Here is a 20,556-nt window from a genome sequence, read left to right on the forward strand (position 1 = left end):
TACGCAAAAGCAAAGGGCGCCGCATTGATGCGGCGCCCTTTTTGTTTGTAGGGACAAAAGATTAGAACAGGCCTTCGATCTGGCCGGCCTCGTTGAGGAAGATCTTTTCCGAGGAAGGTGCCTTGGGCAGGCCGGGCATGGTCATGACCTCGCCGCAGATGATGACGACGAAGCCGGCGCCCGCCGAAAGCCTGACTTCGCGCACCGGCACGGTGTGGCCGGTCGGCGCGCCGCGAAGGTTCGGGTCGGTCGAGAAGGAATACTGGGTCTTGGCCATGCAGACCGGCAGATTGCCGTAGCCGGCGTCTTCCCAGGCCTTGAGCTGGTCGCGCACCGACTTGTCGGCGATCGCTTCCGAGCCGCGATAGATGCGCTGGACGATGGTGTTGATCTTCTCGAACAGCGGCATCGCATCGGGATAAAGCGGCGCGAACTGCGAGGCACCGGATTCGGCCAGCGCCACCACCTTGTTGGCGAGATCCTCGATGCCAGCCGAGCCGTGGGCCCAATGCTTGCACAGGATCGCTTCTTCACCCATCGAGGCGACATAGTCCTTCATCGCCTGGATCTCGGCGTCGGTGTCGGAATAGAAGTGGTTGATGGCAACCACTGCCGGCACGCCGAACTGCCTGATGTTTTCGATGTGGCGGCCGAGATTGGCGCAGCCCTTCTTCACCGCCTCGACGTTTTCCTTGCCGAGGTCTTCCTTCTTGACGCCACCATTCATCTTCATGGCGCGCACGGTGGCGACGATGACGGCGGCTGCCGGCTTGAGGCCCGCCTTGCGGCACTTGATGTCGAAGAATTTCTCAGCACCGAGGTCGGCGCCAAAGCCGGCTTCGGTGACGACGTAGTCGGCGAGCTTCAACGCCGTCGTGGTGGCGACGACCGAGTTGCAGCCATGCGCGATGTTGGCGAACGGGCCGCCATGGACGAAAGCCGGGTTGTTCTCCAGCGTCTGCACGAGGTTGGGCTGCATGGCATCCTTCAAGAGCACGGCCATGGCGCCGTCGGCCTTGAGGTCGCGGGCATAGACCGGCGACTTGTCGCGGCGGTAAGCGACAATGATGTCGCCGAGGCGCTTTTCCAGATCCTTCAGGTCGTTCGACAGGCACAGGATTGCCATGACTTCCGAAGCGACGGTGATGTCGAAGCCGGCCTCGCGCGGAAAGCCGTTGGCGACGCCGCCGAGCGAGCAGATGATTTCGCGCAGCGCCCGGTCGTTCATGTCCATGACGCGGCGCCAGACAACGCGGCGGGTGTCGATGCCGAGCTCATTGCCCCAGTAGATGTGGTTGTCGATCAGCGCCGAAAGCAGATTGTGCGCGGTGGTGATGGCGTGGAAGTCGCCGGTGAAGTGGAGGTTCATGTCCTCCATCGGCACGACCTGCGCATAGCCGCCACCGGCGGCACCGCCCTTGACGCCGAAGTTCGGGCCAAGCGAAGCCTCGCGGATGCAGACGATCGCCTTCTTGCCGATGCGGTTGAGGCCATCGCCGAGGCCGACGGTGGTGGTGGTCTTGCCTTCGCCGGCCGGGGTCGGGTTGATGGCGGTGACCAGGATCAGCTTGCCGTCCTTGTTGCCCTTCACCGATTTGATGAATTCGGCGGAGATTTTGGCCTTGTCGTGGCCGTAGGGCAGCAGATGTTCGGTTGGAATGCCGATCTTCTGGCCGATCTCCTGGATCTGCTTTTTCTTGGCGCCGCGCGCGATCTCAATGTCGGACTTCACTTCGGCCATGACGGCTTTCCTCTGGATTGAACGGTGGAGGGGACGGGTTTGATCTCACTCGCAGGCATGTTGGCACCGGGCGCGCGGGCATGTTCTAACCCTGTCGCTGCCGTGGCGTCAACTTTCATGCAACTATGTTTCCTATAGAGAAAATTCCTCTGCGGCGGGCCGACCTGTCCTCGGTTCTTTCCGGCTCCGCTTGCCGCGCCGTATAGAAGCCAGAGCAAGGGCGCTTCCGCCGTCTCAAAACAGCCGCACAATGCACGGAATGCGACAGAGGCGACGGCGCAAATTCGCCATCGGCCGGCTAAAGCGCATCGCGCTTTAGCCTTTTGTTATTATGCATGTCGTTCTCCCAAAACCGGGACCACTTTTGGGCGACATGCATTGCGGCTGAACAGCGTTACTGCGTCAGCACGTTGCTGATTTCGACCATGTTGGAGCGCACGCGCAGGATGTAGAAGCCCATCGTCGTCAGGTGCGTCGGCAGGAGCCAGCCGTCCTCGCGGCCATTGGCGATGATGAAGGGCTGGATGCGCAGCGCCGAGACGAATTGCGCGTCCATCGTGTCCCACAGGCTCTGCAGGTGCTTTTCCTTGATGACGTCCTCGAAGTCGGCCTGGGCGCCTTTCATCAGGCCGTAATAGGCGTAGAGCTGGCCATAAGCGAACCAGTAGCGATCGTCGGCGCGGGTGTCGAACCAGCCATTGTTGTGGTTCTCGGCACGCTCCTTGAGGATGGCGGAAGTCGAGCCGATGTCCGACGCGATGCGGTCGATATACTGCTTCAGATTGTCGGCGCGGGCATCGAAAGTGGCCTGGCAAGTGGCCAGCCGTGCGTTGAACGAGCGCAGCTTGCGCACCGCGTCGCGATAATAGCTTGGCGTCGGTGTCTTCGGGCCGAACGGGCTGACGCCGAAATACCAGGTGTATTCGTCGAACTGCAGATTGCCGCGCGCATCCTGCAGGTCGGCATCGATCTGCGAGGTCGTGCGCACGCGGCCGAGATTGTCGGCCAGCTCGGTCGCCGTGCGCCGCACCGCCTGGTTGATGCCACGCTGGAACGAGGCCTTGTTGTCCATCCACGGCGTGTCGTCCCAGTCGATGCCGAACAGGCCGAGCTTGTAGAGGATCATCGACGAGATCCAGGCATTCTGGTTGACGTTGAAATCGGTCAGGTCGGCTGCCACCTGGGCGATGCCGGAGTTGCCGCACGTCTTTGCCGTATCGGTGCCGGTGCCAGCAGCCACCTGTTCGCCGGCGGAAACATTGCGTTTCTCGAACGTATAGGTGTCAGGATAGTTCGGGTTGAATTTGTTCCACCACTGCGTGGCATAGAAGAAGTTGGCGTAGAGGCCGATCAGCACCAGCACGGCCAGGCCGACCACGGCCTTGAGGATCCAGCCGCGCTGCGTGTACCAGCTGCCGGCCCACAGGAAGGGCCACAGAATGACGCCGATCAAAAGGCCGATGCCGCGGCCGATCCATTGGAAAATCCGGGTGAAGAAGTTCACAATCGGATCGAGCATGGCTGTGTCACCCCATCAAGGCATGATGCCAAAAAGTTGCAGACTTTTTGGATAACATCATGCGCCAAAACAACAAGTTAGAACGAAATGACGGTTCATTTCGTTCTAGTCAGTCAGGCCGTAGAGGCGTGTGCGAAACGCCACCTTGTCCTTCAAATATGTGGTTTTCAGAACGTCCACAACATGCGATCGCCAGGCGTCGCTGAAGCCGTCATAGTCCTTGTAGAAGCCGTCCTTGTTGAAGATGTAGCGCGAGACGAAGTCCGACGGCACGAAATCCGAGATCAGCCGGTTGGTCAGCCAGGCGTCGGGATGGTCCGGCTTGGCACGGATCACCAGGAAGCGCTGCTGCGGGAAGACATCGTCGATCTTGAGGTGGCCGAGTTGGGCGATCTCGCGCTTGGCGGCGTTGAGGAAGGGGAAATTGCCGTCACTGGTGATCAGGTCGGCATGGCCTTGGATCCATGTCTGCAGCCAGACCTTGTCGACATCGGTCAAATTACGGTCCGGCTCGGCGTCGCGGATCAGCGCGCGCACCACCATCTCGGCCCTGTGCTCGAGATAGCCCGAGGCTTCGACCCAGGAGGCGCGGGGCAGTTCGATGCGGCCGGTGCTGGCCAGGAATTTGAACACCTTGTCGGCGTCGTTGATCGAGAGATAGCTGACCTGCCATGGCCGCGAACGGCGGAAGCCAGGCGCAGCCGGGTCGCTGATCACCGTCGTCATGTCGGGATCGACGAACACGTAAAGCCCGCCGAAATGGCTGGTCCAGTAAGCGTTGTGGCGGAAGATCACCTGGTCGGGCACCAGCGCGTTCTCTCTGATGTCGCCGCAGACCTTCGCCAGCTCCACCATGCGGGTCAGCATGGCATTGTCGCGCCAGGCGTCGGGCTCCTGTTTCAGCCGGTCGACGAGCTTGCCGAGTTCGGCGGCCTTGCCCAGCACGTCCTCCGCCGACAGCACCTTGAACTCGACCTGGTTGATCGACAGCAGGTCCTCGATGTCGTTGACCTTGGGCACGGAATCCTCGATCTCGCCGTAGATGACGTCCTTGATGGTCAGCGCGTCGATGGCGCGCTGGTTCTTGGACATGAACTCGAACATCAGCAGCGAGGTGTTGGAAAAGGCGGTGTGCACCACCGGCAGGTCGATCTGCGACGGCGTCAGGATGATGAAGCGGCGATTGACCTCGTCAGGGTCGAGATAATCGTAGTCGCCGCATTCCTCGGCCACTTCGGGCGAGAAACCGGTGCGGTCGATCTGGAAGCTTTTCAGCTTGGTGGGCTTCTTGCCGAACGCGGCCAGCGCCTTGTTGTAGCGATCGATCAGATGCGGCTCGTCGACGGTCAGCAGCCGGCCATAGATCAGTTCGTTGTCGCGCAGAAGGTCGGGTTTTTTGCTCACCTTTCCTTCTCCCCGTTCACGGGGAGAAGGTGCCCGAAGGGCGGATGAGGGGCGCGAGCCTTCCTTCTCCCCTTGTGGGGTCCGAAGGACGGGGCGAGACCCGTGGCTCGTCCCAGGGCGGTGGATCGGCGCGACAGCGCCGAGCCGGATGAGGGGTGTTCCAGCGGAGTGAGACGCTGGCGTTCCCTGGAACACCCCTCATCCGTCGCCTTTGGCGACACCTTCTCCCACAAGGGGAGAAGGGAAGGCGGGCTCACCTCACGCATTCCAATTGCCCTTCTTCTTCATCTCCTCCATCTCGCGCGCGGCGCGTTCGCGCAGGCGCGCATCGCGGAGCAGTTTTTCCACCGCGGCGTCGTCGGATTTGTCGGAATAGCGGAACTCGCTGTCGGCGTAGCGGTTGATCTCCTGCATGACCATGTCCATCGAAAACGGCCCGCGCAGTTCCTCGATCATCGCTTTCTTCTCGTCATAGCCCTTGTGCATGAAGGCTTCCGGCTTCTCGAACCAGTCGTCGGGCAGCTCGATGTCCATGGCGCGCATCTTGATGGCGTCGGTGACGTTCTTGATGGCGCGGCCGGTGAAGCGCGGTTCGGCATCCTTGATCAGGTGCAGATAGGTGCCGATGTCGGCCATGGTCTTGGGCGCACCATTCTCCTTCATGTAGCGCTCGTAGACCTTCATCAGCCCGTCCTCTTGCGGCTTCTCATGCTCCTCATAGGCCTCGGTCACGGCGCGCTGGATCTCCTGCGCGGCGTAGAGTTCGTGCTCGCCCAGAGGGATCTCGTGGTTCTTGCCGGCCAGCAGCACGAAGATGTCGATATAGTCGTCGCGGGTCTGCGGGCCGTCGACCAGCCAGCGGGCGCCGGCGCGCTGGCGCAGCGCGTCGTCGACATTTTCGGGGTAATTGGAGAACATGCCGAACGAGCAGTTGCCGCGCACGACGGTGGCGGCGCCGGCGAAGGCATCCATCAGCACGCCGGTAATCTCCTGCTGGCCGGCTGAGGCGCGATCGTCCGACCGGCGCGCGGCCACCTGGTCGATGTCGTCGATGGTGCCGAAGCCGATGACGCGCGGGTTCAGCACATTGTTGATGAACTGGCGGCAGTTCTGACCCGACTTGCCCTGATAGGACGAAATCTGGTCGACGCCGAAATTCTCGTAGGCGAAGGGATAGCCGGCGACCTGGCAGTAGCCGTTGACCAGACCGGCGATCATCTGGATCAGCGTCGTCTTGCCGGTGCCGGGCGCGCCATCGCCGATGAAGGTGAACAGGAAGCCGCCGAGGTCGACGAACGGGTTCAGCTCGCGCTCGAAATCATAGGCCATCAGCATCTTGGCGAGCTTGACCGACTGGTATTTGGCGATGTGGTTGCCGACGACCTCTTCCGGTGTCTTGAAGGTCATCACCAGCGGCTTGGAGCGCTTGCCCGGCGCCACGTCGAAGCCGTCGAGGGTGAAATCGTCGGCATCGATGCGGATATGGGCATTCTCGAACGGGCCGATGCCGTCGAAGCGGCCTTTCCTGGCCAGCAGCCCGTCTATAGCGACACGGGCGAAGGCGCGCGCCCTGGTCATCAGGTCGGTGTCGTCGGCCGAACCTGCGATGGCCTTATCGAGGCCGGCGACGATCGACTTCACCGCATCCTGCGGCGTGTCGAAGAGGAAATCCGGCTCCGGGATGTCGTTGGGCGCTTCGCCGTCGCTGTCGATCAGCTGGAACAGATAGGACGCCAGGCTGAAGGCTGAAATGTAAGCCGAGGCTGACAGAAGCTTCTTGAAGGTGGACGCGTCATCGCCCTCGAGCGGTGCGCGGACATTCCTCGCCTGCAGGCTTTCGAGATCGGAGCCTTCGGCAAAAACGTCCGATACGGCCAGCGCAATCGCCGTGCCGCGCCGGGCGCGAAACAAAAGCGTGTGCTGGGCGATGGTCAGTAGCTGATCGTCGGGATGGACTGCGCCGACGGTTTTCGACAGCTCCACCTCGCGCGTGCGGCGCACCGAGCCGACGGAGACGGTGGAGACGAAGCGGCGGTTGGTGCCGGCCAGCGCCGTGCCGGATTCGCGAGACGGATCCTCCAGCACAACGATGCGGGTGATGAAGCTCTGCGCCATGGCGCGGTGCTTCTCGATTGCCGCTTCCGGGATGGTGGTCAGGCCGGTGTCCATGTGTACCTCATGTCAATCGTGCTCTGCCTTGCGCATGTCCCGTCTCCGACCGAGCCAATTGGCTGCGGACTCGATCGCGAAAATGAGCAGGAACATCAGTGTATAGAAGCCGGTAAAAGACAAAATCGCGTAGAAAGAAGTCCCTATTCCGCCAACGGCCATGCCAAGGCGAAAGCTTGTGAGCGGTACAAACAAGGACAGTAATAGGGTGGTCGAGACCATTCCGACCAATGCCATGAGACCGGCATTCTTTAGAGAATTTGCCGATGCCAATCCTCCGCCGATCGTTCCGGACAAGACAGCTGTGCCGGCCACGCCGGTAGAGATTTGTTCCGGAACGAAATGCTCCAACAAAAAGGCGAGGAGCCATGTCGCCACATTTACCATGACCACCGCAGTGCCGCCGTAGGCTGTATGTGCAGGTGCTGTCTCGCTGTCAGACATCTGAGATTACCTGCCCGTTGGACAGGATGTGGACCTTGTAGCCGCCAAAAATCTTCTGGGCTTCGCCGGCGGCGTAGAGCGCCTGGTAGGCCTCGTGCGGGATCAGCGCGTGGTTCTCGTAGCTCGACACGCCCTGGCGCGCGGCTTCCAGATCGTCGGTGTTGATGAAGAATTCCTGCGTCGTCTTCTCGCTGGAAAACAGGCCTTTTCGGCCGGGCTTCTCGCCCTTGGAATAGACCTCCTGGATGGTCCAGGTCAAAAGCCAGGCGTTTTCGGGCTTGCGCACCTTGGCGAGCACCTCGGTCACCGTCGAATTGTTGTCGGTAATGCCGGCGGAATAGAAGGGGCCAAGCACGACGCGGCGCAATTGCTTGGGATGCAGCGGCTCGAAATCCTTGTCGAGGTTGACCGCAATGGTCGCCGGCGACAGCGTATAGGCGGAGTTCTTCTCGGTGAAATCGTCGAAACGGTGGGCGAGCTCAGGATTGAGCAGGCCGTCGACCGGCAGGGGGATGTCGACCTTGTCGTTGAGCTTGCCGTTGCTGTCGACGAGTTGGCGGATCATGCTTTCGGAGGAATCCTCCACCGTGACCATGTAGACCAGCGGCAGGTTGGCGCTGCCGTCGAAAGTCGCCCAATGAACGAGATAATAGGGCCGCGCCGTCTTCGGATTGACCGAAACCTTGGCGGTCTGCGCCAGCGTGAACGGCCCGAAAGTCTGCTCGCTCTTGACGTCCTCGAGATAGAGCCGCTCGGCCATCGACTTCTGCAGCGCCTCGGGGAATTCCTTGTGGCGCAGGATGAAGTCGGCCATCTCCTCGCGCAGCTCGCCGGCCAATGGGATGTTGGCGAGCCGGCTGTCTGCTTGGCGGCGGTCGTTCTCCAGTTCGAGCAGGTTCTGGAAGACCGGAAAGCCGCTTTCGGCGCGCGAAATGCGGAACGTGTCCATGAAGCCCAGCCGGTTGCGCCAGCAGGAGAAGGACTTGTCGAGCCGGGCAATGTATTCGGCAACGATCTTGGCGACGATGCCATGCCGGTAGAGCGGCGAGCGGTCGTCGCGCATGAACACTTCAAGGCCGCTGAGCGCTGCCGTGATTGCCGAGAAATACCGCGCCGCCGCGTCGTTTTCGGGGGTCATGCTGTCAGCCCTGGGATTGTCGCACCGGTGCGCGCGGCAATTATGACTGCACGTAGTTGGCCGAATTGTGCTTCTTCAGCACCTCGTCGAAGCGGCGGGCGAAGGCATCGTCGGCCAGCTTCTTGCGGCGCTGGATGTCGGCGCTGGCGACCATGTTCTTTTCGTGCATCTCAAGCAGGTCGCCAATGTGCTTTTGCGAAGCCGCACCAATGCCGGCCATGGTTTCTTCCGCCGTGTTGTCGACCTGGCTGCCCAGCGTGTTGATCTTGTGGGCGACGTCCTGCTGGGCGGCGGTCTTCAAGGAATCTTCCAGCGCCTTGTAGAGCACGATGCGCTGCTCGGTATCGATGGTCAGCTTGTTGATCAGCGTCGACTGCGCGGCGATCTGGTTGTTGAGCGAATCGACGAAGGTCTGGAACATCGAGGTGTAGCGCTCCAGTGTCTGGCTTTCGGCCAGCAATTCCTGCTCCTTGGCCTGCTTCTCGTTGTATTCGGTGGCCAGCACGGAGCGTTCGCCTTCGAGCTGTGTGCGGTCCTTCTGGTTGGTCGAGGCGGCGATCTTGTTCTCGATGTCGAGCAACATCGGGTTGAGTTCCTCGATGCGCTTCTGGACGGCTTCAAGGTTGGACATGGTGGTCTTGCGGCGCTCGATCACCTGCGACAGGCTGGCCTCCGAGGTCTTGTAGCGCTGGTCGAGAACCTCTTTCTGCGCCTTCAGGATGCCGACGATGGTGTCGGACTTGGCCAGGAGTTCCTGCAGATTGCCGGCCAGCGACATGTTGCGGACGCGGTCGGTACGCATGCGCTGCTTGCGCTGCGCCGAAAAGATGCCGACGAAATTTTCCCAGCCGGAATAGTTCTTCATGCTCTCGAACTCGGCGCCGAAGACATTGGTGGCGTCCTCAAGGCCGATGATCAGGTCGGCGATGTTGCCTTCCATCACCTTCTGCTGCTTCAGCACATCCTCGATGCGGGCATTCTCGATGTCGAAATTGGCGTCGCCGATCTTCTTGTCCGCGGTGGCCAGCGTGTCGAGCACGGTGCCGGACTGCTCGATCTTGGTGCGCATGTCCTGGACGACCTGCTTGGTCTTGGCAATTTCGGCGTCGAAATTCTGCAATGTCGCCATAGGGGCCTCCCGCTTCGGCTTCCGATCGCTGGTTGCGAACAGCGGCGAATATATGTGGGGCATCCGGGGATTGAAAGACGTGAAGACAAGGGTGGCGTGAAAACAAAAGAATCCGCCAAGGCCTTGAAAGACAATGGAGGTGGGGTCATGGCGTGATTAGCCAGCCGGTTTGGTCTAGTTCAACTGTCATTGAACTTTTATGCCGGCAAAGCAATCACTCAGGGCTTCGGATCGGCCTTCAGATAGGCGATGACATTGGTGATGTCGTCATCATTGGTCAGGCCGCCAAAGGCCATTTTGTTGCCGGGAACCTTGAGCTTGGGCGCCCGGAGATATTCGGCAAGATTTGCCTCGTCCCAGACCAGACCGTTCGCCCCGGCACTCTTCATTGCCTCTGAATAATGGCCAAGGAAGCTCTCGGCTGTACCTGCGGTGCGGCCGACGACACCCAGCAGATGCGGGCCGACCTTGTCGCGGTCGCTGGCTGCTTCGTGGCAGGCGATGCAGCGGTTGAAGACGTGCTTGCCCTGCACGGGGTCGCCGCCGGCATGAGCGGCAATGGAAGTGGCAAGGAGCAGAAGGCTGGCTGAGATGGCTCGAAGCATGGCTGACCCCGGAGAACTCTGGCTGACGGCCTTATAGGACCGAGCCCTTAACAAACGCTGCATCGTGGCGGATTGGCAAGGGCGGAGTTCAGCCCGGTTTCCTGCGACTGGACGATGGATCTCGACGCGGATCGCGGGTCAGGCCGGTCAGGATTTCATGAAGCCGATGAAATCGTCGGGCGCGGCGCGGCCCATTTCTTCTTCCCAGTGACGGCGGCAGAGCGAGACATAGACATCCTTGCCGATCGCCACCTGTTCGCCCTGGCGGGCCACTTTGCCATCGGCGCCGAGGCGCACGACCATCGTCGCCTTGCGGCCGCAGCGGCAGATGGTGCGCACCTCGCGCAGATCGTCGGCGATCGCCAGCAGCGCGCGCGAGCCGGAAAACAGCTTGCCCTGGAAATCGGTACGCAGGCCGTAACACATCACCGGGATGTTCAGCCGGTCGGCGATGCGGGCCAATTGCCAGACCTGCTCCTCCTCGAGGAACTGCGCCTCGTCGACGAAGACGCAATGCACCGTCGTATGGTCGTGATGCTCGGCGATGCGGGCGAACAAATCGTCGCCGTCGCGGAACATCTCGGCTTCCGTCTCCAGCCCGATGCGCGACGAGATCAGGCCGCTGTCGCCCTTGCGGTAGTGGCCGGCGACGAACAGCATCGTCGTCATGCCGCGCTCGCGATAATTGTACGATGCCTGCAAGAGCATCGTCGTCTTGCCGGCATTCATCGTTGCGTAGTGGAAATAGAGCTTGGCCATGCCGCTGTTTTAAGCCGAGTTGCCTCAGTGCGGGGAGGGGCTGCCGCCGCATTCCCCTGAAAAAGCCGGCTCGCCTCTTAAAAAAACGTCTGGCACGACAAAAGCGTCAACCGTGTCGCTGATTGGCCAGTCCGCGCCGTTGATCGTGATTGCCTTAACGCTTGAATCCACACCAGAATGGTGTTTGGCTGACGAAACAAGGCGGGCAGAGAAACCGTAACGACGCTTCGCCAAAGAATCACAATGGGAGACTAACTATGTCGCGTATGAATTCCTTCGCCGCCGGCCTCGGCCTTGCGGCTTTGTTGTCCACGAGCGCCGCCTTTGCCGGAGATGCGGCAAGCTGCAAGACCGTGCGTCTTTCCGATGTCGGCTGGACCGACATCCAAGCGACCACCGGGGTTGCCTCGGTGCTGCTCACCGCCCTCGGCTACGAGCCGAAGGTGATCCAGCTTTCAGTGCCGGTGACCATGGCGTCGCTGAAGAACAAGGATCTTGATGTCTTCCTCGGCAACTGGATGCCGTCGATGACCAACGACATCAAGGACTACACCGCCGATGGCTCGGTCGAGACCATCAGCACCAACCTGACCGGCGCCGGCTACGGCATCGTCGTGCCGACCTATGTCGCGGATGCCGGCGTCAAGTCGCTGACCGACCTTGGCAAGTTCAAGGACAAGTTCAACGGCAAGATCTATGGCATCGAGGCCGGCAATGACGGCAACCGCATCATCCTCGACATGATCAAGAACCCGAAGGACAAGCTCGACGGTTTCGAACTCGTCGAGTCCTCCGAAGCCGGCATGCTGACGCAGGCCGAACAGTCGATGAAGAACAATGAGTGGATTGCCTTCCTCGGTTGGACGCCGCATCCGGTGATGGGTGCCATGAAGATCACCTATCTCGACGGCATGGGCGACAGCGGCTTTGGTGCTGCCACCGTGTTCACCAATGTGCGCAAGGGCTATACCACCGAATGCCCGAATGCCGGCAAGCTGATCGCCAACCTCAAGTTCAATCTGGACATGGAAGGCCAGATGATGGACGCCATCCTCAAGGGCGGCGATGCCACCACGGTGGCGACCGACTGGCTGAAGAAAAATCCGGGTGCGGTTGCCCCCTGGATCGCCGGCGTGACCACCTTCGACGGTGGCGACGCGGCAGCGGCCATCAAGACCGCTCTCGGAAGCTGAGCCGACTGAATTCGGCAAAGCCGAACCAGGAAGGGCAGCCATCTTAGAAAAGGCTGCCCTTTTTCATATCCTGTGACAAGATGACGTTGCGCGAGCCGAGAGCAGGGCGGCTCCTGGACGAAGAGGGGTGAAATGGATCCGATTTCGCAATTCATGGTCGACCACAAGATCCCGATAGGGGCCTGGGGAAAGGCGTTCTTCGGCTTCCTGACCGACAATTTCGACACCATCTTCAGGGCCTTCTCCAATGGCCTCAATTTCCTCCTCGACGGGCTGGTCAACATCCTGCTGATGGTGCCACCGGTGCTGCTGGCGCTGGTCATCGCCATCGTCGCCTGGCTGCTGCAACGCTCGCGGCCGCTGGCCATCGGCGTCTTCCTCGGGCTGATCTTCATCATCAACCAGAACCTGTGGAAGCAGACGGTGCAGACCCTGGTGCTTGTCGTCGCCGCAGCCGCCATGGCGATGGCCATCGGCGTGCCGCTCGGCATCTGGGCGGCGCACAAGCCAAAGGTCTACCGGATCATGCTGCCGGTGCTCGATCTGATGCAGACGCTGCCGACCTTCGTCTACCTGATTCCGGTGCTGACGCTGTTCGGACTAGGCAATGCGCCCGGCCTCATCGTCACCATCATCTTCGTCATCCCGACCGCGGTCCGGCTCACCCATCTCGGCGTCGTCTCGGTGCCGAAGGCGATCATCGAGGCCGGCGAGGCCTTCGGCGCCACCAAGAGCCAGCTGCTGTGGAAGGTGGAACTACCCTCGGCGCTGCCGACCATCATGGCGGGGCTGACGCAGTCGATCATGCTGTCGCTGTCGATGGTCGTGTTTGCAGCGCTGATCGGCGCCGGCGGCCTCGGCACCGAAATCAACCGGGCGCTCGGCTCGCGCCGCATCGATCTCGGGCTTGAAGCCGGTCTCGCAATCGTCGTGCTCGCCATCGTGCTCGACCGGATGACTCGAATTGCCGTTGGAGGCAAGAAATGACCGTCGCCGTTGATTTCAGGAATGTCGATATCGTCTTCGGCGCCGATCAGGCTGGATCGCTGGCGATGATCGACAAGGGTGCGACGCGCGCCGAAATCCTCGAGAAGACCGGCAATGTGCTGGGCTGTGCAGGCGCCAGCCTGACCGTCAACGAGGGCGAGATTTCGGTGCTGATGGGCCTGTCGGGTTCGGGCAAGTCGACGCTGCTTCGGGCCGTCAACCGGCTGAACGTGGTGTCGCGCGGCCAGGTGCTGGTCAAGGACGGCGACAAGACCGTCGACGTCGTCACCTGCGACGAGGCGACCTTGCGGCGGCTGCGGCAGAAGCAGGTGGCGATGGTGTTCCAGCAGTTCGGCCTGCTACCGTGGCGCACGGTGGAGGAGAATGTCGGCCTCGGCCTCGAACTCGCCGGCGTGCCGGAGGCGGAGCGCAAGGAGCGCGTGCACCGCCAGCTCAAGCTGGTCAATCTCGACCAGTGGTCGAAGAAATACGCGCACGAGCTGTCCGGCGGCATGCAGCAGCGCGTCGGCCTTGCCCGCGCCTTCGCCACCGAGGCGCCGATCCTGTTGATGGACGAGCCGTTCTCGGCCCTCGATCCGCTGATCCGTACCAAGCTGCAGGATGAATTGCTGCAGCTGCAGGCGCAGCTGAAGAAGACCATCATCTTCGTCAGCCATGACCTGGAAGAGGCGCTGAAGATCGGCAGCCACATCACCATCATGGAGGGCGGCCGCATCGTCCAGACCGGCGCGCCGGAAGACATCGTGCTGCGCCCGGCCAACGATTACGTCCGCGACTTCATCGCCAATGTGAACCCGCTCTCGGTGCTCACCGCCTGGAACGTCATGCGCGATCGCCGCGACCTCGAAGAGAGCACGGACGGCTGGGTGTGGCTCGACCGGCGCAAGACGACGCGTTTCAAGATCGACGAGCATGGGCTGGTGGCAGCGGCCGAACGCGACGGCAAGCCGGCGGTGTGGGTCTCCTGCGCCGATGTCGAGTCCCAGTCGGAGGAAGCAGCGCAAGTGTTCTGGGCCAATCCGGGCACCTCGCTGAAAACCGTCATGCTCGCCATGCACCGCTCGCAGACGGCACCCGTCGCGCTGTTCGACGACCAATCGCGCTTCGTCGGTGCCATTGGCATCCGCGACGTGCTGAGTGCGGTGCTGCGGCGGTAAGGCGCCGCGCTCTACTTCAGGCAGCCAATGGCAGGCGCAGTTCGGTCAGCAATCCGCCCTGCGGATGGTTGGACAGCCTGATCTCACCGCCGGCGGCGCGCGCGATGTTGCGGGCGATCGTCAGGCCGAGCCCGAGGCCGCCGGTCTGGCGGTTGCGGGACTGTTCGAGGCGCACGAAGGAGCCGAAGACGGCATCGATCTGGGCCTGCGGTATGCCCGGTCCTTCATCGCGGATGGTGAGCGTGATGGTGCCGTCCGAGCGGTGCAGGCTGAGATGCGCCTTCTTGCCGTAGGTGACAGCGTTCTGCACCAGGTTGGTGACGCAGCGTTTGAGCGCTACCGGCCGCGCGATGCAGATCAGGCCGCGCGAACGGGTATCGTCATTGTCGAACGAGACCTCCGGATAGGGGTCGGCGATCGATTCCACCAGCGACCAGAAGTCGATGCGCTCGGTCTTTTCCTCGTTCACCTCGAAAGTGGCGAAGTCGATCACCGAACTGGCGATGCTCTCGACATCGGCAAGATCATGCGCCAGCGCCTCGCGAACCGCTGATTTGCGCAACAGTTCGAGCCGCAGCCGCATGCGCGTCATCGGCGTGCGCAGATCATGCGCGAGTGCGGCGGCCAGATGTTCGCGGTCCTCGACATATTCGCGCAGCCTCGCCTGCATGGCGTTGATTGCTCTCGCGGCGGCACGCACCTCGCGGCTGCCCGACTCGGCGATCGGCGGGCTCTTCAAATCCTTGCCGATCCGGTTCACGGCGGTTTCCATCATCCGGTAGGGCGCGGTCAGCCGGCGCAGCGACCAGATCGACATGATCACCACAAGTCCGGCGATCAGCGAATAAAGCGGCAGGCTGTCGAAGCTCAGGATCGGGCCGACGGGCGTGATCGGCTCGGTGAAGTTCAGCCACTGGCCGTCGGCGAAGCGCAGCGAGGCCGTCAGCTTGTCGCTCTGGGCGAAATCGGCAGCCAGCACCAGCAGATCGCGCTCGACCTGGCCGATATCGGGGCCGGATACGGTGTTGGCGTCATCGGCCTCGCGCGTCGCCGGATCGCGCCGCACGCGCGCATCGGTGACGCCGAACTTCGACAGCCGGCCAACGAGGATGTCCTCCAGTTCGGCCAGTTCGTCGTCGCCGGCGATCGAGGAGGTGACGGCCGGCGTGTCCGAGACTGTAAGGGCGTAGGTCGAGTTGAACAGGCCCGCCGCGGTTGCCTTACGCTCCTCCGGCGTGGCGCTGCTCATCAGCTGCACCAGCGAGAAGGCGCGGTCGTTGAGGCGATAGAGGTCGACCACGTCGTTGGCGGCGGCGCGGTCGCGCGAGACGATGTAAAGGGTCGCGACCTGGCTGATCAAAAGGCCTGATATGACGATCAGCAGCACCCAGACAGGCAAGGTCTGCGGCAGGAAACGTCTCATTCGGAGGTCGTCTCGGGCAGGAACTGGTAGCCGCCGCTGCGCACCGTCAGGATCAGTTTCGGTGTCTTCGGGTCATCTTCCATTTTGCGCCGCAGCCGGCTGACCAGGATGTCGATGCTGCGGTCGAAGGAATAGTCGCTGTCGCCGCCGGAGAGTTCGATCAGCTGGTCGCGGGTCAGCACGCGCTGGGCGCTCTTGACGAAGGTCTGCAGCAGGTTGAACTCGGCCATGGTCAGCTCGACCCTGACATCGTCGGGCGCTGTCAGCCGGCGCCGCGAACAGTCCATGGTCCAGCCGGCGAAATGGTAGATCTGCTTGGTGATGGCGCGTTTCGGCTCGGCGGTGCCGTTGCGCCGCAGCACGGCGCGGATGCGTGCCAGGAGTTCGCGCGGATCGAAGGGTTTGGGCACATAGTCGTCAGCACCCATCTCCAGGCCGACCACGCGGTCGGTGGTCTCGGTGACGGCGGTCAGCATGATGATCGGCGTCGTATACTGGGCGCGCAGGTCGCGGCACAATTCCAGCCCGCTCTTGCCGGGCAACATCACGTCGAGCACGATGAGATCCACCTGCGTGCGGCGCAGGACGGCCTCCATCTCGGTGCCGTCGGCGGCAACCGAAGTGTGCAGGCCCCGCTTCTGGAAGAACTCCTGAAGCAGGTCGCGGATGCCCTTGTCGTCATCGACGATCAGTATGTGTGCGTCGGATTTCACGAGGTGCCCTGTTTGGTTGCCGGCCAAGTCATCTTGGCTGGTGAGCCACACGATAGAATTCGGGCCATATGTTGGCCAGTGCCTTGGATTTCAAGGGAGAATGAATTCGGTCTTCTCCACATCGATCGGAATGGCCGCGCTGACGCTGTTTGTTCCATGCGTGTCGTTTTCCCAAAACCGGGACCACTTTTTGGCGACACGCATCAGCCGGCCCCGCCAGACACAATCCAGAAACAAAATTCTACAATCGGGAAAAACTCCTGAAAAGGTAGGGCTGCATAACGGTGCCGTGGCGGTCAGGTTATCGGCTGCGACGCAAACTCCGGGTTTCACGGAAAAACCAATGCCAGGCTTGTCTATCAGTTTGTTCGGTGCGTTGCTGGGCCTTGGCCTGGTCACTGCCGCTGTCGGACAATCGGACGCAAAGGCGCCGCTCACCCGGAGCGAACGGTGCGCCAATCTCAGCCACCAATTTGATGAAGCCCTCGAAACCCATGCCACGGCAACGCAGGTCACCGCGGCAAAGGCACTTCAGAGAAAGGGCAACCGGTACTGCGCCGCCAAGAAACAGGCGCAGGGCATCCGGATGCTCGCCAATGCTTTGAAGCTGCTTGGAGTGACACCGAACGACCCAGTTCAGTGAAACCAAAAACTCGACCCGCATAAAAAGGAAAACGAAGCCATGAAAAAGTCCCTCCTGTCCGCCCTTGGTGTCGCCGTAGCTCTCGCCTTCGCCATGCCGGCTCTCGGCAACGCAGCTACCACCACGGCCGCTGCTCCGGCTGCTGCCGCCACGACCACCGCTCCGGCCACCACTGCCCCGGCCACCGCGGCTCCGATGAAGGCTGCTCCGAAGAAGGTCGCCAAAAAGGCCGTCTGCAAGCCGACCAAGAAGCACAAGTGCCCGGTCAAGAAGGCCCCCGCGAAGACCGCCCCGATGGCTGCTCCGAAGGCGGCTCCGAAGAAGAAGCCCTGATCGGTTTCGAGGTCAGTTCTATCAAGGCCGTTCCAGCCGCAACTGGCTGGGGCGGCCTTCTGCCAGGCACTCGATCGAGCGGCTGAGCACCGGCTGCTTACAGCCAGCGACCTCGATCTGACTTAACCCGTTTTCAACGCCGGCCATGTAGGACAATCCGCATGAAGAAGCGGCTTTCGTCCATTTTGCGTTCCATGGTGATTGGCGGCCTTGTGGCCACCGGTGTCGCCAGGGCGCTGATTCTGCTCACCGCCAGCCCCGTGCCCGACCCGGCCAGTGGCCGCACCGAACCGTCGCTGTTCGCGCCGATAATTTCCAGCAACTGGGATTACATCACGCCTGTCCAGGCGTGGCTGCTGATCGTGCTTCTCGCCGTGACGCTGGTCTGCGTTGCCGGATGGCCGATCGCGGCTTGGTTGGAACGCCGGGCGGATGCCGCCGCGCATCATCGTGTCTTCGGCCGTCAGGGCCGTTGAACGGCGGCCGACAATTCCCCACATCATTGTGAATGAGCCAGGCTCCCCCGCCGGTGGTCCGCACGCCAATGAAAATGGACGATCGCTGCCGCCCGTGGCAAAATGCGCGGTGAAGCCCGATCGCAAACTGTCGGTTCCGATGCCTGAAAACACCACAAAACCGCGTACCAAGGTTGAGCCGAAGACCGAGCGGCCAAAGCTCTACAAGGTCATCCTCATCAATGACGATTTCACGCCGCGCGAATTCGTGGTGACGGTGCTGAAGGGCGAGTTCAAGCTCAGCGAGGACCAGGCGCACCGCGTCATGATCACCGCGCACCGGCTCGGTGTCTGCGTGGTTGCGGTGTTCACCAGGGATGTCGCCGAAACCAAGGCGACGCGGGCCACAGACGCCGGCAAGGCCAAGGGCTATCCGCTGCTGTTCACGACCGAGCCGGAGGAGTAGGTCAGGGGCGCCTTTTCCTTCTCCCCTTGTGGGAGAAGGTGGCCTCGCGAAGCGAGGTCGGATGAGGGGTGCTCCAGGGAACGCCAACGCCTCACTCCGCTGGAACACCCCTCAACCGTCTCGGCGCTGCGCGCCGATCCACCTTCTCCCACAAGGGGAGAAGGAAAACGGCGCCGCGCTACCGTCCCTCGCGGTACCACATCGAACCCATTGCCAGCAGCAGCAGGCCGAGGCCCAGGAAGCCGCCGAACAGCGGCACGCGCGAGACGGCTTTCAACACGCTGTCGTCGGTGGTGCGCAGGCCGATCCAGTCGCTGCCGAAGGCCTCGCCGGCCGCGCGCACCGGCACGATGGAGGGCAGGGTCACGTCGCTGCCGAGGGCCGTGGATGAGGCCAGCCGGCGCACGCTGCCGCCGGTGGCTTCCGCCGGCGCCCTCAGCCGGTTCTCGGTGGAGACGACGTCGGCGAATTCCGGCGCATTGACCGGGCCGACATGGGCGAGTGCCGTGAGATCGCCATTGGCGACCTGGAACAGGCCGATCTCGTTGGTCTGGACACTGCCCAGGAAAACGCCTGGCTCGGATTTTTCGAGCTTGACGGTCACCGTCTTGCCCGACGGGGTGATGATCTGCGCGGGTCCGGGATCGTCCGCCATGGTCTGGCGGCGGATCTCCAGCACCATGCCGCGCCCATCGGCGGTCAGCCGCTCTTCCTCGAGCTCGGGCTCCTTCATCAGCCAGTGGGCTATGCGCCGGTAGAGCTGGACATGCGGGCCGCCGCCCTCGAAGCCGCGCGCCCATAGCCAGCCCTGGTCGGACAGAAGCATGCCGACGCGGCCTTCGCCCTTGCGGTCGAGCAGCAGCAGGGGGCGGTTGTCGGCGCCCTTCATCACCACTTCGCCTTGCGGGTTCTGCACGCCGATGGTGCGGAACCAGCGGCTCCAGTGCGGCGGCTCGGTGGCCGAACCATCGAGGCCGCGCGTCACCGGATGACGCTGGCCGAGTTCGGTCAGCCGCGGATAGAAGGCCTTTTCGACCACCTCGCCGGTCGGCATCGCCGGCAGGGCCGACATCAGCGGCGTGCGCGCGATCGAAGCCTCGCCGGCATATTCGGGGCCGGCGGCGATCAGCAGCGCGCCGCCCTTTTCGACATATTCGGAGATGTAGTCGTAATAGAGGATCGGCAGCACGTCGCGGTGCTGGTAGCGGTCGAAGATGATGAGGTCGAAATCCTTGATCTTCTCGACGAACAGCTCACGGGTCGGGAAGGCGATCAGCGACAATTCGTTGATCGGCGTGCCGTCCTGCTTTTCCGGCGGCCGCAGGATGGTGAAATGGACGAGATCGACCGAGGCGTCGGATTTCAAGAGATTGCGCCAGGTGCGCTCGCCCGCATGCGGCTCGCCCGATACGAGCAGCACGCGCAAATTCTCGCGGATACCGTCGACCAGCGCGATGGCGCGGTTGTTGGTGTCGGTGAGTTCGCCCGGTTCACGGTCGATGGCCAATTCGATGATGTTGCGCCCGGCGCCCGGGATGGTCACCTGCAACGGCATTGGCTGGCCGACGGTGGCATGCTCGACCGAGACCTGCTCGCCATTGACCGAGACGCGCACATCGACCGGGCCGGTCTCGTTTTCCGTCGAAATGACGCGATAGCTCATGTCGAGCGGCTTGCCGACGATGCCGAAACGCGGCGCGTTCTCGAAGCGGATGCGGCGGTCCTTCTCGTGGTCGTTGCCGGTGATCAAAGCGTGCAGCGGGGCGTTGAAGTCGGGCGCGCCCGGGGGCGCGTCATGCACCTCGCCATCGGTGATCATGATGGCGCCACCGATGCGCGACGGCGGCACGTCGCGGAAGGCGCCTTCCAGCGCGCCGAACAGCCGCGTTTCGGTACGCTCCTCGGCGGCATCGGACTTGCCTGCCTCGACGACGCGGACATCGAACTGCTTGAAGCGGCCAAGACGCTGCTGCAGCCCGGCTACCGCCTCATCGGTTTGCCTGGTGCGGTCGCCAATGTCCTGGCTCTGGCTGCGGTCGACGACGAGGGCGACGACACTTTTCAGCGGCTCGCGCTCCTCATTGAGGAACACCGGGTTGAACAAGGCGGCGGCGAGCGCCAGCAGGGCGACGAAGCGCAGGACACCGCCGCGCTGGCGAAACCACAGGCCGACAAGCGCAAGCAGCGCCAGCGGCACCAGCACCAAAGCGAGCAACGGCCAGGAAATCAGCGGTTCGAAGGAGATCGACCAATTCAT

Annotated in this window: 20 protein-coding genes; 7 read left to right on the forward strand and 13 right to left on the reverse strand. The window is 62.4% G+C overall.

What is annotated here, in order from left to right:
- Positions 1-61: 61 nt before the first annotated feature.
- The 9 genes from HGP13_RS12020 to HGP13_RS12060 form a co-directional block, all read right to left on the reverse strand.
- Positions 62-1,741, reverse strand: a complete 1,680-nt coding sequence (locus HGP13_RS12020) for a formate--tetrahydrofolate ligase (RefSeq protein ID WP_172225205.1) — start codon at positions 1,739-1,741, stop codon at positions 62-64.
- Between the two features lie 394 nt (positions 1,742-2,135).
- A complete protein-coding gene (locus tag HGP13_RS12025) occupies positions 2,136-3,260 on the reverse strand; it encodes a DUF2333 family protein (RefSeq protein ID WP_172225208.1) in 1,125 nt (374 codons plus the stop codon).
- Between the two features lie 105 nt (positions 3,261-3,365).
- Positions 3,366-4,664, reverse strand: a complete 1,299-nt coding sequence (locus HGP13_RS12030; RefSeq protein ID WP_172225211.1) for a DUF6638 family protein — start codon at positions 4,662-4,664, stop codon at positions 3,366-3,368.
- Between the two features lie 258 nt (positions 4,665-4,922).
- Positions 4,923-6,833, reverse strand: a complete 1,911-nt coding sequence (locus HGP13_RS12035) for an ATP-binding protein (protein ID WP_172225214.1) — start codon at positions 6,831-6,833, stop codon at positions 4,923-4,925.
- A gap of 12 nt (positions 6,834-6,845) precedes the next feature.
- Positions 6,846-7,277 carry a hypothetical protein gene (locus tag HGP13_RS12040; protein WP_172225219.1) on the reverse strand — a complete coding sequence of 144 codons (432 nt, stop codon included), beginning with the start codon at positions 7,275-7,277 and terminating at the stop codon, positions 6,846-6,848.
- A complete protein-coding gene (locus HGP13_RS12045; protein ID WP_095201941.1) occupies positions 7,270-8,415 on the reverse strand; it encodes a hypothetical protein in 1,146 nt (381 codons plus the stop codon). Before HGP13_RS12045 ends, HGP13_RS12040 begins: the two co-directional genes overlap by 8 nt.
- A 40-nt stretch (positions 8,416-8,455) precedes the next feature.
- A complete protein-coding gene (locus HGP13_RS12050) occupies positions 8,456-9,544 on the reverse strand; it encodes a hypothetical protein (RefSeq protein ID WP_172225222.1) in 1,089 nt (362 codons plus the stop codon).
- 218 nt (positions 9,545-9,762) lie between these two features.
- Positions 9,763-10,149: a cytochrome c family protein gene (locus HGP13_RS12055; protein ID WP_172225225.1), complete on the reverse strand. Its 387-nt coding sequence runs from the start codon at positions 10,147-10,149 to the stop codon at positions 9,763-9,765.
- A 147-nt stretch (positions 10,150-10,296) separates the two neighbouring features.
- The gene (locus tag HGP13_RS12060; RefSeq protein WP_172225228.1) at positions 10,297-10,908 is read right to left on the reverse strand and encodes a thymidine kinase; all 612 of its coding nucleotides are present in this window, start codon (positions 10,906-10,908) and stop codon (positions 10,297-10,299) included.
- A gap of 257 nt (positions 10,909-11,165) precedes the next feature.
- Here HGP13_RS12060 and HGP13_RS12065 point away from each other — a divergent pair, with 257 nt between their 5' ends.
- The 3 genes from HGP13_RS12065 to choV all read left to right on the forward strand — a co-directional run bounded on the left by HGP13_RS12065 (position 11,166) and on the right by choV (position 14,266).
- Positions 11,166-12,101 (forward strand): choline ABC transporter substrate-binding protein, encoded by a 936-nt coding sequence (locus tag HGP13_RS12065; protein WP_172225231.1) that lies wholly within the window; start codon positions 11,166-11,168, stop codon positions 12,099-12,101.
- A 132-nt stretch (positions 12,102-12,233) separates the two neighbouring features.
- Entirely contained in the window at positions 12,234-13,088 is an 855-nt protein-coding gene (gene choW / locus HGP13_RS12070) for a choline ABC transporter permease subunit (RefSeq protein ID WP_172225234.1), read from the forward strand.
- On the forward strand, positions 13,085-14,266 hold the full coding sequence (gene choV / locus HGP13_RS12075) for a choline ABC transporter ATP-binding protein (RefSeq protein WP_172225236.1): 1,182 nt from the start codon (positions 13,085-13,087) through the stop codon (positions 14,264-14,266). The genes choW and choV overlap by 4 nt, the downstream gene beginning before the upstream one ends.
- A gap of 16 nt (positions 14,267-14,282) precedes the next feature.
- Here the strand turns inward: choV and HGP13_RS12080 are convergent, their stop codons facing one another.
- A complete protein-coding gene (locus HGP13_RS12080; protein WP_172225238.1) occupies positions 14,283-15,689 on the reverse strand; it encodes an ATP-binding protein in 1,407 nt (468 codons plus the stop codon).
- Positions 15,686-16,402 carry a response regulator transcription factor gene (locus HGP13_RS12085; RefSeq protein WP_172225240.1) on the reverse strand — a complete coding sequence of 239 codons (717 nt, stop codon included), beginning with the start codon at positions 16,400-16,402 and terminating at the stop codon, positions 15,686-15,688. Before HGP13_RS12085 ends, HGP13_RS12080 begins: the two co-directional genes overlap by 4 nt.
- Positions 16,403-16,745: 343 nt before the next feature.
- Here HGP13_RS12085 and HGP13_RS12090 point away from each other — a divergent pair, with 343 nt between their 5' ends.
- Positions 16,746-17,045, forward strand: a complete 300-nt coding sequence (locus HGP13_RS12090) for a hypothetical protein (RefSeq protein ID WP_172234678.1) — start codon at positions 16,746-16,748, stop codon at positions 17,043-17,045.
- A 39-nt stretch (positions 17,046-17,084) separates the two neighbouring features.
- Positions 17,085-17,378 carry a hypothetical protein gene (locus HGP13_RS12095; RefSeq protein WP_172225242.1) on the forward strand — a complete coding sequence of 98 codons (294 nt, stop codon included), beginning with the start codon at positions 17,085-17,087 and terminating at the stop codon, positions 17,376-17,378.
- A 21-nt stretch (positions 17,379-17,399) separates the two neighbouring features.
- Here the strand turns inward: HGP13_RS12095 and HGP13_RS38550 are convergent, their stop codons facing one another.
- Positions 17,400-17,525, reverse strand: a complete 126-nt coding sequence (locus tag HGP13_RS38550) for a hypothetical protein (protein WP_281410994.1) — start codon at positions 17,523-17,525, stop codon at positions 17,400-17,402.
- Between the two features lie 14 nt (positions 17,526-17,539).
- On the opposite strand from HGP13_RS38550, the gene HGP13_RS12100 reads away from it, so the two are divergent.
- Together HGP13_RS12100 and clpS are read left to right on the forward strand one after the other, a co-directional pair.
- Positions 17,540-17,854, forward strand: a complete 315-nt coding sequence (locus tag HGP13_RS12100; protein WP_027044010.1) for a hypothetical protein — start codon at positions 17,540-17,542, stop codon at positions 17,852-17,854.
- Between the two features lie 139 nt (positions 17,855-17,993).
- A complete protein-coding gene (gene clpS, locus HGP13_RS12105) occupies positions 17,994-18,299 on the forward strand; it encodes an ATP-dependent Clp protease adapter ClpS (RefSeq protein ID WP_172234679.1) in 306 nt (101 codons plus the stop codon).
- 178 nt (positions 18,300-18,477) lie between these two features.
- Here clpS and HGP13_RS12110 read toward each other — a convergent pair whose 3' ends face one another.
- Positions 18,478-20,556 (reverse strand): hypothetical protein, encoded by a 2,079-nt coding sequence (locus tag HGP13_RS12110; RefSeq protein ID WP_172225244.1) that lies wholly within the window; start codon positions 20,554-20,556, stop codon positions 18,478-18,480.

This window comes from Mesorhizobium sp. NZP2077, from assembly GCF_013170805.1.
Taxonomy (GTDB): Bacteria; Pseudomonadota; Alphaproteobacteria; order Rhizobiales; family Rhizobiaceae; genus Mesorhizobium.